Annotated in this window: 12 protein-coding genes; 5 read left to right on the forward strand and 7 right to left on the reverse strand. The window is 70.2% G+C overall.

What is annotated here, in order from left to right; genetic code table 11:
- Positions 1-46 precede the first annotated feature (46 nt).
- The 3 genes from OC550_RS13090 (at position 47) to OC550_RS13100 (ending at position 5043) form a co-directional block, all read left to right on the forward strand.
- Positions 47-2092, forward strand: a complete 2046-nt coding sequence (locus tag OC550_RS13090; RefSeq protein WP_262106195.1) for an AarF/UbiB family protein — start codon at positions 47-49, stop codon at positions 2090-2092.
- A gap of 10 nt (positions 2093-2102) precedes the next feature.
- On the forward strand, positions 2103-3485 hold the full coding sequence (locus OC550_RS13095) for an amidase (RefSeq protein ID WP_262106196.1): 1383 nt from the start codon (positions 2103-2105) through the stop codon (positions 3483-3485).
- A gap of 82 nt (positions 3486-3567) precedes the next feature.
- On the forward strand, positions 3568-5043 hold the full coding sequence (locus OC550_RS13100; RefSeq protein ID WP_262106197.1) for a peptide MFS transporter: 1476 nt from the start codon (positions 3568-3570) through the stop codon (positions 5041-5043).
- An 88-nt stretch (positions 5044-5131) separates the two neighbouring features.
- Here the strand turns inward: OC550_RS13100 and OC550_RS13105 are convergent, their stop codons facing one another.
- The 7 genes from OC550_RS13105 to OC550_RS13135 form a co-directional block, all read right to left on the reverse strand.
- Positions 5132-5581 (reverse strand): DUF4190 domain-containing protein, encoded by a 450-nt coding sequence (locus OC550_RS13105; protein ID WP_262106198.1) that lies wholly within the window; start codon positions 5579-5581, stop codon positions 5132-5134.
- A 132-nt stretch (positions 5582-5713) separates the two neighbouring features.
- Entirely contained in the window at positions 5714-6730 is a 1017-nt protein-coding gene (locus OC550_RS13110) for an ABC transporter substrate-binding protein (protein WP_262106199.1), read from the reverse strand.
- Positions 6727-8103 (reverse strand): NtaA/DmoA family FMN-dependent monooxygenase, encoded by a 1377-nt coding sequence (locus tag OC550_RS13115; RefSeq protein WP_262106200.1) that lies wholly within the window; start codon positions 8101-8103, stop codon positions 6727-6729. The genes OC550_RS13110 and OC550_RS13115 overlap by 4 nt, the downstream gene beginning before the upstream one ends.
- 24 nt (positions 8104-8127) lie before the next feature.
- Entirely contained in the window at positions 8128-9228 is a 1101-nt protein-coding gene (locus OC550_RS13120; protein WP_262106201.1) for an LLM class flavin-dependent oxidoreductase, read from the reverse strand.
- 67 nt (positions 9229-9295) lie between these two features.
- Positions 9296-10270 (reverse strand): ABC transporter substrate-binding protein, encoded by a 975-nt coding sequence (locus OC550_RS13125; protein ID WP_262106202.1) that lies wholly within the window; start codon positions 10268-10270, stop codon positions 9296-9298.
- A gap of 32 nt (positions 10271-10302) precedes the next feature.
- The gene (locus OC550_RS13130) at positions 10303-11145 is read right to left on the reverse strand and encodes an amino acid ABC transporter ATP-binding protein (RefSeq protein ID WP_306556925.1); all 843 of its coding nucleotides are present in this window, start codon (positions 11143-11145) and stop codon (positions 10303-10305) included.
- Complete coding sequence (locus OC550_RS13135) at positions 11142-12131, reverse strand: amino acid ABC transporter permease (protein WP_262106203.1); 990 nt, start codon at positions 12129-12131, stop codon at positions 11142-11144. The genes OC550_RS13130 and OC550_RS13135 overlap by 4 nt, the downstream gene beginning before the upstream one ends.
- Before the next feature lie 292 nt (positions 12132-12423).
- Here OC550_RS13135 and OC550_RS13140 point away from each other — a divergent pair, with 292 nt between their 5' ends.
- Positions 12424-14424, forward strand: coding sequence for an FAD/NAD(P)-binding domain-containing protein (locus tag OC550_RS13140; protein WP_262106204.1), 2001 nt, complete (start codon positions 12424-12426; stop codon positions 14422-14424).
- A gap of 16 nt (positions 14425-14440) precedes the next feature.
- Entirely contained in the window at positions 14441-14947 is a 507-nt protein-coding gene (locus tag OC550_RS13145) for a GNAT family N-acetyltransferase (RefSeq protein WP_262106205.1), read from the forward strand.
- Positions 14948-14992 lie beyond the last annotated feature (45 nt).

The following is a 14992-nucleotide window of genomic DNA, read 5'->3' on the forward strand; positions in this document are numbered from 1 at the left end:
TGGGGGCAGGCCTGGGAAGCGGGAAACTGCCTACCGAGGGGGATCGATGGATCTGCACGCGCTGAATAGCGGCCTCGCCGGCCTGGGGAACGGCGCACTGTTAGTGGCCTCGGCGCTAATCGTGCTGGTGCTCGCGTGGTTGTTGGCCATGATCGTCCGCCGCGTACTCGGCGTCCCCGTGGGCTGGCCGCGCTCGATCGCGGTCGGCGTCCTGATGATCGTCTCCTTCGGCGTCATGGCACAGTACCTGGCCACCAGCGCGGACCTCGGCGGAGTGGACGGATCGGCCCTCAAGGTGCCGGCCGCCGTCGTACTCATGTTCCTCACCCTGGCCGTGGTCTGGGTGTTCGCCCTCGGCGTCGCGATCCTCGTGGGGCTGGAAGTCGCCGTCCCCACCGGCTCGCTGCCGAAGCTGAGCAGCTTCTTCCGCGGCTGGAGCGCACGGCGGCAGCGGACCCGGCGCTACGCGGAGGTGATCGGCATCGCGGTGCGGCACGGCCTCGGATCGCAACTGCGCGGACTGAACCGCAACTGGCGGCACGAGAACGAGGAGGAGACGGCGCTCCACCTGCGCCTGGCGCTGAACGAGGCGGGCGTGACCTTTGTGAAGCTGGGCCAGATGCTGTCCACGCGCCGGGACCTGCTCTCCGAGCCCTACATCCGGGAGCTCTCGAAGCTGCAGACGCATGCGGAGCCTGAACCTTGGTCGGCCATCGAGCCGGCGATCCGGACCTACCTGGGCCGCGACCTGAACGAGGTCTTCGCCTGGGTCAATCCCGAGCCCCTCGCCTCGGCCTCGGTCGCCCAGGTCCACGAGGGCAGCCTGCTGTCCGGCCAGGTCGTGGTGCTGAAGGTGCAGCGGCCGGTGGCGCTGCGGCAGGTGCGCCGGGACATGGACATCGTGCTGCGGATGGCGCACTGGCTGGACCGCTCGGCGCCGTGGGCGCGCACCATCGGCGTCAAGAGCCTGGCCGAGGGCTTCGCCGCCTCACTGCGCGAGGAGCTCAACTACCACGTGGAGCTGGAGAACATGCGCAGCGTCGACGCGTCGCTGGCGGAGGCCGGTATTGCGGATGTCCACGTGCCGCACGCGTACGAAGAGTTCTCCGGCAGCCGGCTGCTGGTGATGGACAAGCTGGAGGGGCGGCCGATTTCGCATGCCCGGAGCGTCCTGTCCGGCATGACCGAGGAACGCCGGCACGAGGTGGCGACGAAGCTGCTGTCGGCGACGCTGACCCAGATTGTCGATTCCGGGGTCTTCCACGCGGACCTGCACCCGGGCAACATTTTCCTGCGTAACGACGGCGGCATCGGGCTTCTGGACTTCGGTTCCGTGGGGCGCCTGGACCCTTCGACCCGGCATTCGCTCGGCACGCTGCTCTACGCGGTGGAGAAGGACGACAGCGTCTCCGCGACGGACGCGCTGATCGAGCTGCTCGACCGTCCCGAGGAGCTCAATGAGCGGGCGCTGGAGCGCGGCGTCGGCCAGCTGCTGACGCGGTACCGGACGGGCTTCGGCGGGCTCGGCAGCCGCAGCATGTTCACGGTGCTGCTGAACCTGCTGGTGCAGCACGGGTTCGCGGTGCCGCCGCAGATCGCGGCGGCCTTCCGTGCGCTGGCGGCGCTTGAAGGGACACTGGGGCAGGTGTGCCCGGGGTTCGACGTCGTTGCGGCGGCGCGCGCGGAGGGCAAGCGCATGATGGCCCACCAGTTCCGGCCGGGCAACCTGAAGGACCAGTTCGAGAGCCGGGCCCTCCAGCTGCTGCCGCTGCTGGAGCGGATGCCCCGGCGGCTGAACAAGCTGACCGAGGACCTGGAGCAGGGCCGCTTTTCGATGAACATCCGGATGCTGGCCGACAACCGGGACCGGCACTTCCTGGACACCCTCGTCCAGCAGGTGGTGGTGGCCCTGCTGGCCAGCGCCGCGACGCTGGGCGCCATCATCCTGATTGCCAGCGACACCGGTCCGATGCTGACCGACAATGTACGGATGCACGCGTTCTTCGGCTACACCCTGCTGTTCGCCGGCTTCGTCCTGTCCCTGCGGGCGGTGGCGCTGGTCTTCCGCCGCCACCCGGAACCCGGCAACTGAGGTAACCGAGATGTCTGACCTGTACGAACTCACGGCTGTGGAGCAGCGGCAAGCGGTCCGCCGCGGCGAGGTCGGCGCCCGCGAACTCACCGAGCACTACCTGGCCCGGATCGAGTCGCTCAATCCCGAGCTGGGCTCCTTCATCACTGTCACGGCCGAGAAGGCGCTCGACCGGGCGCGGGCCGCGGACGAGTTCCAGGCGCACGGCGGTCAGCTGCGGCCGCTGCACGGGCTGCCGCTGGCCTTCAAGGACCTGACGGACGTGGCCGGCGTGAAGACGACGCACGGAAGCTGCGCCGTGGAGCATGCGGCGGCGGCCTCCAACCACACCTTGGTGGAGGTGCTGGAGCGGGCCGGCGCGATCAGCCTGGGCAAGACTCAGGTGCCGGAATTCGGCCTGACCTCCTACAGCGAGAACCGGGTGGCCCCGCCGGCCCGCAATCCGCTGGCACCGGGCACCAGCGCCGGCGGATCCTCGGGCGGCAGTGCGGCCGCCGTCGCCGCCGGCATGCTGCCCTTTGCGCCCGGCTCGGACGGGGGTGGCTCGATCCGGATTCCCGCCGCCGCCACGGGGCTGGTGGGCCTCAAGCCGGGCCGTGCCCGGGTGCCGGCCGGCTCCTCAGGGGACGATCCGGGGCGGCTGGTGGTCGCCGGGCCCCTGGCGCGCACGGCCGAGGACGCCGGGCTGCTGCTCGACGCGATGGTGGACGAGCCGCTGGCCCGCGCCCAGTTCGGCCCGGAACCGGACTTCATCGGCGCCGCCCGCCGGGCCGAGGGACGATTCCGGATCGGGGCGAGCACCCTCTCGCCCTTCGCCACCCGCTATCCGCTCTGGCTCGAACCGGAAGCCCAGGCCGCCTTCGACCGGGGCGCCGCCCTGCTGGCCGGGCTGGGCCACGACGTGCTGGACACGGATTTCCGCTATGACAACCGCTACCCCGAGGCCTTCACGACGGCGTGGACCTCCGGCCTGGCCCACCTGCGGATCCCGGCCAGCCACGAACCGCAGCTCATGCCGCTAACCCGCGCCTTCCGCCGTCGCGCCCTGGGACGGAGCCCGGCCGACCTGGACCAGGCCCTCGCCGTCCTCGCTAAATTCCAGGAGGACACGGTCGCGCAGTACTCGCGGTTCGACCTGGTGCTGACGCCCGCCCTGGCGATGACTCCACGTCCCGTCGGCTGGTACACCGAGCAGACCGCCGAGGTGGACTACATGCGCCAGTGCCAGTACTCGCCCTACAGCTCCATGGTCAACGTGTGCGGGCTTCCGGCAATCACCGTGCCCGTGCTCACCACCCCGGCAGGGCTCTCGATGGGCATCCAGCTGATCGGCCGGACCGGCTCGGAGGCGCAGCTGCTGGCCGTCGCCGCGCAGCTCGAAACAGCGCGCTGACAAGGGGCGACTCCCTAGCACTGGTGTCCGCGGGCAACCAAGAATATGACAATGAATGAACATCGGTGGCAAAATTGATCGAATGAGTCAAATTTCCCCGTCTACCCGCGTGTCACAAACCGCGGGAGGCAAGACGTTCTTCGGGCACCCCCGAATGCTCGCCAACCTCTTCTCCGTGGAACTCTGGGAGCGCTTCTCCTTCTACGGAATGCAGGGCATTCTCCTGTACTACATGTACTACTCGGTGGCCGAAGGCGGCCTCGGGCTGGACGAGGGCCTGGCCACTGGACTGGTCGGCGCGTACGGCGGCGGTGTGTACCTCTCCAGCATCCTCGGCGCGTGGATTTCCGACCGGCTGCTCGGTGCGGAGAAGGTGCTCTTCTACTCGGGCATCATGATCATGTTCGGCCACATCGCGCTGGCCCTGGTCCCGGGCGCCGTCGGCCTCGCCATCGGCCTCATCCTGGTGGCCATCGGATCCGGCGGGCTGAAGGCCACGGCCACCTCGCTGGTCGGCTCGCTGTACGCCGAGAAGGATGAGCGCCGCGATGCCGGCTTCTCCATCTTCTACATGGGCGTCAACATCGGCGGCCTGATCGGCCCGCTGCTCACCGGCCTGGCGCAGGTCACCCTCGGCTTCCACTACGGCTTCGGCCTGGCCGCCCTCGGCATGGCCATCGGCCTCGGCCAGTACGCGCTGACCCGCAAGAACCTGCCGGAGGAGTCGCACCACGTGGCCAATCCCCTGCCGCGCAGCAACTACGGCCGGATCGCCGCCGTGGCGATTGCCGCCGTCGTTGTTATTGTGCTGGCCGTGGCCCTGGGCCTGGTCACCGCGGAGAACCTCGCGCCGATCATGGCCTGGCTGGCGATCATCGCCGCCGCCATCTACTTCGTCGTGATCCTCTCCAGCAAGCGGGTCACGCCGGTAGAACGCGGCCGGGTCTACGCGTTCATCCCGCTCTTCATCGCCTCCGCCGCGTTCTGGGCGCTGTTCCAGCAGCAGTTCACCGTGGTGGCGCTGTACGCGGACAAGCAGCTGGACCGCACCCTGTTCGGCTGGGAAATGCCGGCCACCTGGGTGCAGTCGATCAACCCGGTCTTCATCATCATTTTCGCGGGCATCTTCGCCGCTATCTGGACCAAGCTCGGCCCCAAGCAGCCCGGTTCGCCGCTGAAGTTCGCCCTGGGCCTGGCCATCATGGGCCTGGCCTTCCTGGCGTTCATCCCGCTGGCCGGCGGCGGCGCCAACAGCACGCCGCTGCTGGCCATGGTGGGCATCCTGTTCCTCTTCACGATGGCGGAACTGTTCCTGTCCCCGACCGGCAGCTCCATCTCCACCAAGCTGGCGCCTGCGGCCTTCAAGACGCAGATGGTGGCGCTGTTCCTGCTCTCCATCTCGCTGGGCACCACGCTGGCCGGCATCCTCGCGGGCTACTACGATCCGGCCAACGAGGCTCCGTACTTCGGCTTCATCGGCGTGACCGCCATTGTCCTCGGCGCCGCCCTGGCCGTCGCGGCTCCGGCGATGAAGAAGATCATGGGCGGGGTCCGCTAGGTCCTTGCTCTGCGTCAACCAACGACGGCGGTCCAAGCCGGAAGCATCGCGTCTTCCGTTTGGGCCGCCGTCTTGTTTCCGCCGAAGGTCAGGATTCGGCCATGGCGCCGAGGACGCCGATGAGGATCAGCAGGGCCCAGAGGCCGACCACCACGTAGCCCATGATGAGGCCGCCCAGCGCCATGCCGCGGCCCGCGGGCTCGCGGCCGAGCGCGATGTGGCCGAGCACGATCGCGGCGATCTGCGGCAGGAAGAGGAAGCCGAAGGACACCACGCCGACGATGCCGCAGACCAGCGCGCCGATGCTCAGGCCCTTCGGCTGCGGCGCCGGCTGGTAGTACGGCGGCTGGCTGTAGCCGGGGCCGCCGTACGGGTCGTGCTGCGGGGCGGGCTGCATGCCGGGGCCGGGCTGGTAGGAGTAGGGGCCGGCGGGAGGCGCAGGCTGGCCCTGCTGCTGCCCGGCCTGCGGATCCGTGTACCAGCCCGGATGTTTGGGATCGTTGAACGGCGGATTTCTGTCCGCGCCCGCGCCTGGCATGATTTTGCCCCCTCGTGACATTGATCCTGCGCCCGCAGACCGGCGGGTGCCGCTACCAGTCTAGGACGGCGCGGGACATGCCGGACATGGCCGGCGACGTCGGGTCCACGAAAACCAGGCCGGTCGCGGCGTTCAGGAACCCAGGCCGGGCGGATTCAATTCGGAGTCCGGAATGGCTTCCGTCTCCAGCCCCCACCGGTCCAGGATCTTCGCGTAGACGCCGTTTCCGATCAGGTGGTCCAGGCCCGCCTCGGCCGCTTCGGCCAGGCCGTTCCCCTTCTTGGTGGTCACCGCGATGTTGGCCTTCTTGGGCCAGCCGCCGTCCACGAGGCCCACCAGCTTGGTCTTGCCGTCCGCCTTGGCCTTGTAGGCGCCGGTGGCATTGGGACCGAAGTAGACGTCCGCCCTCCCGGACTGGATGGCCAGCGTGGAGGCCGAATCGTCGTCGTAATACTGGAACTCTACGGCCTCCAGCCCGTTCTTCTTGTTCTCCGCGTCCCAATCCAGCAGGATCTTCTCCTGGTTGGTGCCGGAGCCGACGATCACGCGCAGGCCGGCCACGTCCTTGGCCTTCTTGATCTCGGCGATGGCCGAATCGGATTTCGCGTAGAAGCCGAGCAGGTCGTTGCGGTAGCTGGCGAAGTCGAACTTCTGCTTGCGCTCCTCGGTGACGGTCACGTTGCTGAGCACGGCCTCGTACTTGCCCGACTCGACGCCCAGCGGCCAGTCGGCCCACGCAACCGGGACGATCTGCGCCTCGAGTCCCAGGGATTCCGCGAGGGCGTAGGCGATGTCCACCTCGTTGCCCACCGGGGTCTTGTTGTCAGTGGCGTACAGGGCCAGCGGCGCGGCGAAGGGGCTGACGGCGACCGTGAGCTTGCCGTCGGCGTTGACCTCCTGCGGGACCAGGGCCTTGGCTTCCGCCGATACGTTCGAGCTGAAGCGGTCCTGCTCCGGGGAAAGGTTGAAGGCCTCGGCGGAGGATGACGCCGCCGGACTTCCGGCCTGCCCCTGGCCCTGGCCCGCCGAGGCGGAGTCCGGATCGGCGCAGCCGGCAAGGGCCAGCAGGGAGGTGCCGACGAGGGCGGTGCCGATCAGCGGGGTGAGCCGGCGGATGCGGCGGGCGGGCGGCGTGGAGGTGGTGTTCATGGATGGACGCTTTCGGTTTTGGCCGGGGCGGGCTGCGGGAGGGCGGAGTCGTATGGTTCGGAGCTGCCGGGGACGTCGAGGCCGAGGTTTTCGCGCAGCGTGCTGCCGCGGTACTCCGTCGGGTAGATCCCCCGTTCCTGCAGTTCGGGCACCAGGTGGTTGACGATGTCGTCGAGACCGGTGGGGATAAGCCACGGAGAGATATTGAAGCCGTCGACCGCGCCCGCACGGGCGTACTTGGCCAGCAGGTCCGCCACCTCGGAGTAGGAGCCCACGAAGGAGCCGTCCGTCCGGCCGGCCTTGGCCCGGACGAACTGCAGGATGCTCAGCCCCTTGTCGGCGGCCTCCCGGCGCCACTGGCTGGTCAGTTCCGCGGCCTTGGCGCCGTGGAATCCGCTGCCGCGGGTCTCGGAGGTCTGTTCGACGGCCGGGCCGATTTCCGGCAGGGGGCCGTCGGGGTCGTAGCCGTCCAGCGGCCGGCCCCAGAACTGCTCGAGGTAGGCGATGGCCTGCTGCGGGCCGATCTGGAGCGAGCGGACCCACTCCCGCTTCTCGGCCGCCTCGGCGCCGGTGGCGCCGAGGATGAACTCGCTGGCCGGCATGATCCTGACCGCGTCGGCGGGCCTGCCGGCGCGCAGGGTGCGCTCGGTGATGTCCGCCCGGAACGCCACGGCGTCGTCGAAGCCCGGATGGCCGGAGAAGATGACGTCCGCCTGGCGGGCGGCGAAGTCCCGGCCCTCGGCGGAGTCGCCGGCCTGGAACAGGACCGGCCGGTGCTGCGGGCTGCGCGGCAGCCGGGGCCTGTAGTCCACGGTGTAGTGCCGGCCCTCGTGGCGGACCGGGCCGGCGGGCGCGTCCGCGCCAGCGTGCCAGGAGTCCCAGATTTCCTTCGCCGTGCGGATGAACGCCTCGGCATGCCTGTACCGGTCGGCGTGGTCCAGGTACCCGCCCCGCCGGAAGTTCTCCCCGGTCCAGGCGTTGTCCGTGGTCACGACGTTCCAGGCGGCGCGCCCGCCGGACAGCAGGTCCAGCGACGCCAAGCGGTGGGCAAGGTCGGCCGGGTCGTTGTAGGTGGTGTTCTGGGTGGCGACCAGGCCGATCCGGCTGGTGACCGCGGCCAGCGCCGCGAGCATGGTCTGCGCGTCCGGGCGGCCCGCGACATCGAGCTCGTGGGGACGGCCGAAGTGCTCGCGCAGCCTCAGGCCCTCCCCGAGGAAGAAGGCGGCGAACAGGCCGCGCTCGGCGGTCTGCGCGAGCCGGCGGAAGGACTCGAAGTCCGTTTGCGAGCCGGACTCGGGCAGCTTCCAGATGGTGCCGGAATTCACGCCCTGGAAGAAGACGCCGAACTGCAGCCGGCGTGGTGTGGTGGCCATGCTGATCCTCCTTAGGTTGGTGGCTTAGCCGGCGGCCGCGAAGCGGTTGGCAGGACGAGCCAGGCCCAGGATGCCGCGGAAGGTGTTGTCCGGGGCGGTGGCCGCCAGGAGGCCACCGGCGCGCAGCCGCGGCAGCACCAGCCGCCCCAGCTCCTCCAGCTCTGTGTCGAGGACGGCCGGATGCAGCCTGACCCCGCGGGCGACGGCGAGCAGCTGGGCCAGGTAGTCGGCGAGTTCCTCCGCCGTCCCGGCCAGCTGGGCGCGCAGTTCCGCCCGGGGCTCGGGCAGCTCCCAGGCGTCCAGCTCAGCGAGCCGGTCCCCGGCCCGGCGTCCGCGCGAGTCCAGTGCTATCTCCAGTTCCGCGATGACGGGGCCCCGTGCGGCATGCTCGGCCGCCTCGGCCAGCAGCAGTTCGGGCGTCGGGGCGGACACCAGCACGGCGTCTGCCCCCGAGTCCGCACCCGGCGCCACCAGGCCCGCCGGCGCGAGCACCGGCAGCTGGCCCTGCGGCGGGCGCGGGATGATGGACGGGCCCTTCACGGAGAAGGAGCCGCCGCGGAAGTCGGCGTAGTGCAGCTTGCCGGAGTCCAGGTAGCGGCCGGAGGCGACGTCGCGGATGACCGCGTCGTCCTCCCAGCTGTCCCAGAGCAGCCGATTGGCCTCCACCACGTCCTCCGCCTCGCGCCGCAGGGCCTCGCCGGAGACCGCGCCGCGGCCCACCGCCGCACCTTCCGCGGCCGTGCCGGACGCCGAGACGATCCAGCCCGCCCGGCCCCCGGAGACGTAGTCGAGGCTCGCCAGCTGCGTGGCCACGTGGAACGGCTCGGTGTAGACGGCGTCGACCACGGGCACCAGCGCGATGCTCCGGGTGAGCGGCGCCGCGAAGGCGGCCCGCTGCACGGCGTCCAGCCGCGCGCGCGGCCCCTGCGCGGGCGCCAGCCGGCCGTCGTCGAACGTTACCGCGTGGAAGCCCGCGCTCTCCGCGGCCAGCACCACCTGCCGCGTGCGCGTCCCGGCCAGGAGGTCGTCCCGGGTGAGGCCCGCGGCCCGCCGGGCGGCCGGATGCGCGCCCGCCCCGTCGACCTCGAGGGCGATGATTCCCCGCCCGCTGTGCTGCTGGCTCATCGTGCTGCTCCTTCCGCCGGAACACCGGCGAACTCGTCCAAGGCCGCCAGGGCCGCCAGCTGGAACGTCATTTGCTGTCCTCGGAGAAGAACTCGGATTCGGGCACGGCCTCTTCCTCGAGCCCCCAACGCTCGAGGACCTGCGCGTAGCTGCCGTCCGCGATCAGCGCGTCCACCGCCTCGGAGATGACCGGGCCGAGCCCGTTGCCGCGCTCGGTAGTGGCGGCGACGAGCGTCTCGGTGGGCCAGCCGGCGTTGACCTTGCCGACCACCTTCAGGTCGTCGCGGGTGTTCTCGCGGTAGACGGTGCTCGGATACGGTGCCAGGTTCAGGTCGATCCGGCCGGAGGAGAGCGCCAGGATGGTGTCCGCCTCGGAGCTGTAGTACTGAAGTGACGCCGGTTCCTTGCCGTCCTTCTCGAGCTCCTCGTTCCAGGCCAGCAGGATTTTCTCCTGGTTGGTGCCGGAACCCACCGCGATCTTCTTGCCCGCGATGTCGGCGGCGCCCTTCACGGTGATGTCGGTGTCCTTTTTCGCCTCGAAGCCCATGTAGGCCGCCCGGTAGCTGGCGAAGTCGAATTTCTTCAGCCGCTCGTCGTTGATCCCCACGTTGGAGAACACCGCCTCGTAGTCGCCGGATTCGGTCTTCAGCGGCCAGTTCTCCCACGACGTGACCTGCAGGTCGAGCTCCAGCCCGAGCTTGTCCGCGACCAGCTGGGCCAGGTCGATTTCGGTGCCGATGACGGTCTTGTCATCGGTGGCGTGGAAGGACAGCGGCACGGAACCGCCGGTGCTTGCCACGGTCAGCTTGCCGTCCTCGGCGATGTCGGCCGGCACCTCGGCGGCGAGCCCGGCGTCCTTCTGGCTGCGGATCCGGTCCTGGTCCGGACTGGTGTTGTAGACGACGCCGTTTCCGGCGGCCGCGGTGGATCCCGCGCCTTCGGCGGCGGCGGAGTTAGGGTCCGCGCAGCCGGCCAGGGAGAGCAGGACGACGGCGGCGGCGGCCGGCAGCGGGTAGAGCTTGCGGAGTCTGGTGGTGGCCATGGGAGTCCTTGTGCTTTGGCTGGGTGGATTCATCAGAGGTTGAAGGCCGGTTCGATGACCTTGGAGAAGAAGGCCCGCGTGCGCTCTTCCTTGGGGCGGCTGAACATCGTCCGAGGAGGCCCGGATTCGACGATCCGGCCGCCGTCCATGAAGACGACGGTGTCCGCCACGTCGCGGGCGAAGCCCATCTCGTGGGTGACCACGATCAGCGTGGTGCCCGAGCGGGCGAGGTCCCTGATCACGTCCAGCACCTCGCCGACCAGTTCGGGGTCCAGGGCCGAGGTGGGCTCGTCGAAGAGCAGGATCTTGGGATCCAGCGCCAGCGCCCGGGCGATGGCCACGCGCTGCTGCTGGCCGCCGGAGAGCTGGCGGGGGTAGGCGTCCGCCCGGTCCCCGAGGCCGACCCGGGCCAGCAGCTCGCGGGCCCGCTGTTCGACCTCGGCCTTGCCCCGGCCCTGCGCGTAGAGCGGGGCTTCCATGACGTTCTGGAGGGCGGTCAGGTGCGGGAAGAGGTTGAAGGACTGGAAGACCATCCCGATCTCGGTGCGCTGCTTCAGGATGGCCTTCTCCTTCAGTTCGTGCAGCCTGCCGCCGCGGGGCACGTAGCCGACCAGCTCCCCGTCGATGCTGACCAGCCCGGAGTCCACCTTCTCCAGGTGGTTGATGGTCCGCAGCAGGGTCGACTTGCCGGAACCTGAGGGGCCGAGGATCACGGTGACCTCGCCGGGCTGCACGGTCAGCGAGATGTCCTTGAGCACCTCGGTGGTGCCGAAGCTCTTGTGCACGCGGGTAATCTCCACCAGGCCGCGCGTAGGCGCGGAAGCCGCGCGCCCCGCCGTCGTTGTTTCCTGCTCGGTGAGGATCCGGCGGTTCATGAGGCGCTCCTGATGGTGGCGTGGCTGGCGAAGAACTTGCGGACCCGCTGCAGCGGGGTGGGCGGGAGGCTGCGGAGGGCGCCCTTGGAGTAGTGCCGCTCGATGTAGTACTGGAAGACGCTCAGCACCGAGGTGATCACGACGTACCAGATGGTGGCTACGAGCAGCAGCGGCAGGACCTGCTGGGTGCGGTTGTAGACGACCTGGACCGTGTAGAAGAGCTCGGAGTAGGCGAGCACGTAGACGATCGAGGTGCCCTTCACGAGGCCGATGATCTCGTTGAAGGCCGTCGGCAGGATGGAGCGCATGGCCTGCGGCAGCACGATCCGGGTGGAGCGGCGCCAGGCCGGGATCCCGAGCGCCGCCGCCGCCTCCAGCTGGCCCTGGTCCACGGCGAGGATGCCGCCGCGGATGATCTCCGCTGAGTAGGCAGCCTGGTTCAGGGTCAGCCCGAGCACGGCGGCGGCGAACTGGCTGATCAGGGTGGTGGTCTGCACCTCGAAAAAGCGCACGTCGGTGAACGGGATTCCGAGGGAGATCTTCTCGTACAAGTAACCGAGGTTGTACCAGAGCAGCAGCTGCACGAGCAGCGGCGTGGAGCGGAAGATCCAGGAGAAGCTCCAGGAGACCGAGACCAGCAGCGGCGACGCGGACAGCCGCATCAGCGCCAGGACAAACCCGAGGACGAAGCCGAGGCTGCCGGCGATCACCGTCAGCTTCAGGGTCTCGGCCAGGCCGCGGACCACGGACTCCGCCGTGAACCACTCGGCGACGACGTCCCACTCCCAGCGCGGGTTGGTGAACAGCGAAAAGAGGACGGCCGCCACGCCGGCGGCCACCACCGCGGTGCCGACCCAGCGCCACGGATGGCGGGCCGGGACCACGCGGTAGCCGTGGTAGTCGTCGCGCCGGCCGGCGGCCGGCACCGTTGCGGGCCCGGCCGGCGTGTCCGCCTTCTGGGGTGTCTGGATCCCCGGTGCACCCATGAGGCACCTCCCTTTTCCAATCGCTGGTCTGTCCCGGTCGGCCCGAGGCGGTGTCGCTCCGGGCCATGGCCAGAAATCTAGGGCGGCCTCCGGCGCCGGACAAAAGGGCCGTCGCGGGGTGTCAATGGAGGACTTATTCGCGTCAAGAACGCCTTGACGACGGGCTCAAAAGACGCTGTGTTGCGCCGTGTGTCGGGCCGTGAACTGCCGTGAACCTCTGCGCGCGCGGACCCGCCGGGGCTCCCTAGCATGGCGGAACCGCTAGCCCGCGAATCGAAGGAGGGGCGTGGAGATGACCGTTGCCGACGCCGGACGCCGGGGTGCCCCGGTTGCCGCACCTGCCGCGTCCATCGTGTTTATCGGCGGCGGGCCCAAGGCCGCCATGATCCTGGAGCGCCTGTCCGCCAACCTTCCCGCGCTCTTCAACGCGCCCCTCCAGATCCACGTCGTCGAGCCGCACCGACCCGGCTCCGGGCGGATCTGGCGGCGGGACCAGAGCCCGCTGCTGATGCTGAACTCAATGGCCGAGGACGTCACGATGTTCACCGACGATTCGGTCGAATGCGCCGGTCCGGCCGCCCCCGGTCCCAGCCTGATCGAGTGGGCCCGCGGGGTGCTGGACCGCAGCATCGCGGACGTCGAGGTGCCCGACGAGGACCTAGCGGAGCAGTTGCGCAACCTGCGCCCGGCCTCGTTCCCGACGCGCCGGCTGCAGAGCCTGTACCTCGAGTGGTTCTTCCGCCGGACGGTGCGTTCGCTGGGACCGCAGGCCTCGCTGACCGTCCACCGGGAGGTGGCGGTGGACGTCAGCCCGGCCGGGGACGCCCACGTCGTGCAACTGGCCTCGGGGGACGCGCTGTCGGCGGACGCCGTCGTCGTTGCCGTGGGACACACCGACTCCGAACCGGACGCCCGCTCCTCGGGCTTCGCCCGCTTCGCGGCCAGGCACGGGCTCTTCTACGCACCGCCCGCATACACCAACGACGTCGATTTCTCCGGCCTGCTCCCGGGCCAGGACGCCATCGTGTCCGGGATGGGACTGGCCTTCATCGACCTGGTGGTGCTCCTGATGGAGGGCCGGGGCGGACGGTTCCGGGAGAAGCCCGGCGGCGGGCTCGAATACCTGCCCTCCGGCCGCGAACCCCGCCTCTGGGCCGGATCGCGGCGCGGCGTCCCCTACCGCTCCAAGATCTCCGCGCCGCTGCGGGGCGAGCCGGCAGCCGCGCCCCGCTACCTGACGGCGGCCGCCGTCGCCGGGCTGCTGGAGCACCATGACCTGCTGGACTTCAACGATCACCTGTGGCCGCTGCTGGCCAAGGACGCCGCCCTCGGGTACTACCGCGAGCTGTTCACCGGCCACCCCGAGCGGGTTTCGATGCCGTGGGCCGCCTTCGAGGAAGCCTTCGACGCGGCCAACTGGTATTCCGAGGAGCGCCGCGCCCTGGTCGGGGCGGCCGTTCCCGACCCCGCCGACCGTCTCGAATTCGAGGACCTGGACCGCCCGCTGCGCGGCCGCCGCTTCGCCGATGCCGGAGCGGCGGAGGAGGCCGTTGCCGCCCACATCCGCAATGACCTGCGGCTGCGCGACGGCGACGGAAACTCGGAGACCCTGGGACTCTTCCTGGGACTGCTCCGGGTGTACTTCGAACTCGGCAGGCTGGTTCCGCTGGACGCCCTGACGCCCGAGTCCCGCCCGATCGTGAGCGGCTGGTGGCACGGCTTCTTCAGCTATGTGGATTCCGGTCCGCCCGCCCACCGGCTGCGGGAACTGCTGGCCCTGCACGAGGCCGGCTACGTCAGGTTCCTCGGTCCGGATCTCCAGCTGGCCGCGGACGAGGAGTTGGGCCTGTTCACCGCCGCGTCGGCGCAGGCCGGGGAAGTCCTTGCCGCCCCGGCGCTGATCGAGGCCAGGCTGCCCGCGCCCGCGGTCGAAGGCTCGCTGAACCCGCTCCTGGCCGCGCTGCAGGAGTCCGGACTCGGCTCCGAGGAACACGCCCCCGGCGCGCCTGCAGGACGGGGAACCGGGAAGCTGCTGGTGGATGCGGCCGCGCGGATCCTCGGACGGGATGGCAGCACCCGTCCCGGTCTGTACGCCGCCGGTCCGGCAACCTCTTCCTGGGGCGCCGGGGCCTTCGCCCGGCCGCGCAGCAACGCCGCCCCGTTCCGCGAGAGCGACGCCCTGGCCCGCCGGATGCTGTCCGAACTGGCGGATCGCCGCGTCCCGTCGGACGCCGGCTATTCCGCGAACCGGCTGGCGGCGGACCTCTCGACCTTCCATGCCTCGCTCGGCTGAGCCGAAAGGACTTTCCATGACCCAGCAGACCTTCCCCGGGGCGCATCCCGAACTCACCGTGCTGCGCCTGCCGCTGTCCGACCCGCGGGTGCGGCCGCTGGTCGAGGGACTGACGGAGGAGTACGACCGCCGGTACGGCGGGCTGTTCGGCGGCGCCAACCAGGAGATGCTGCGCTACCCGGCCGAAGAGTTCGAGGCCCCGCACGGCGCCCTGCTGATCCTGCAGGAACACGGGCGGTCCGTCGCCGGCGGCGCGTTCCGCCGCTTCGACGCCGACACCGCCGAGCTGAAGCGCATCTGGACGCACGCGGACCACCGCCGCCGCGGCCTGGCCCGCCGCGTGCTGGTCGAGCTGGAGGCCGAAGCCGTGCGCCGCGGCTACCGCCGGCTCTACCTGACCACCGGCCCCCGGCAGCCGGAGGCCAAGAACCTCTACCTCGCGACGGGCTACCGGCCGGGATTCGACCTCGCCGCGGACCCCGAGACGATCAAGCACCTGTCCTTCACCAAAGACCTCCCCTAACGGACCACCTGCCCTCCCGCTCGCTTTCCGCACCACCCCCGTTCC

Source organism: Arthrobacter sp. Marseille-P9274 (genome assembly GCF_946892675.1).
Classification (GTDB): Bacteria; Actinomycetota; Actinomycetes; order Actinomycetales; family Micrococcaceae; genus Crystallibacter.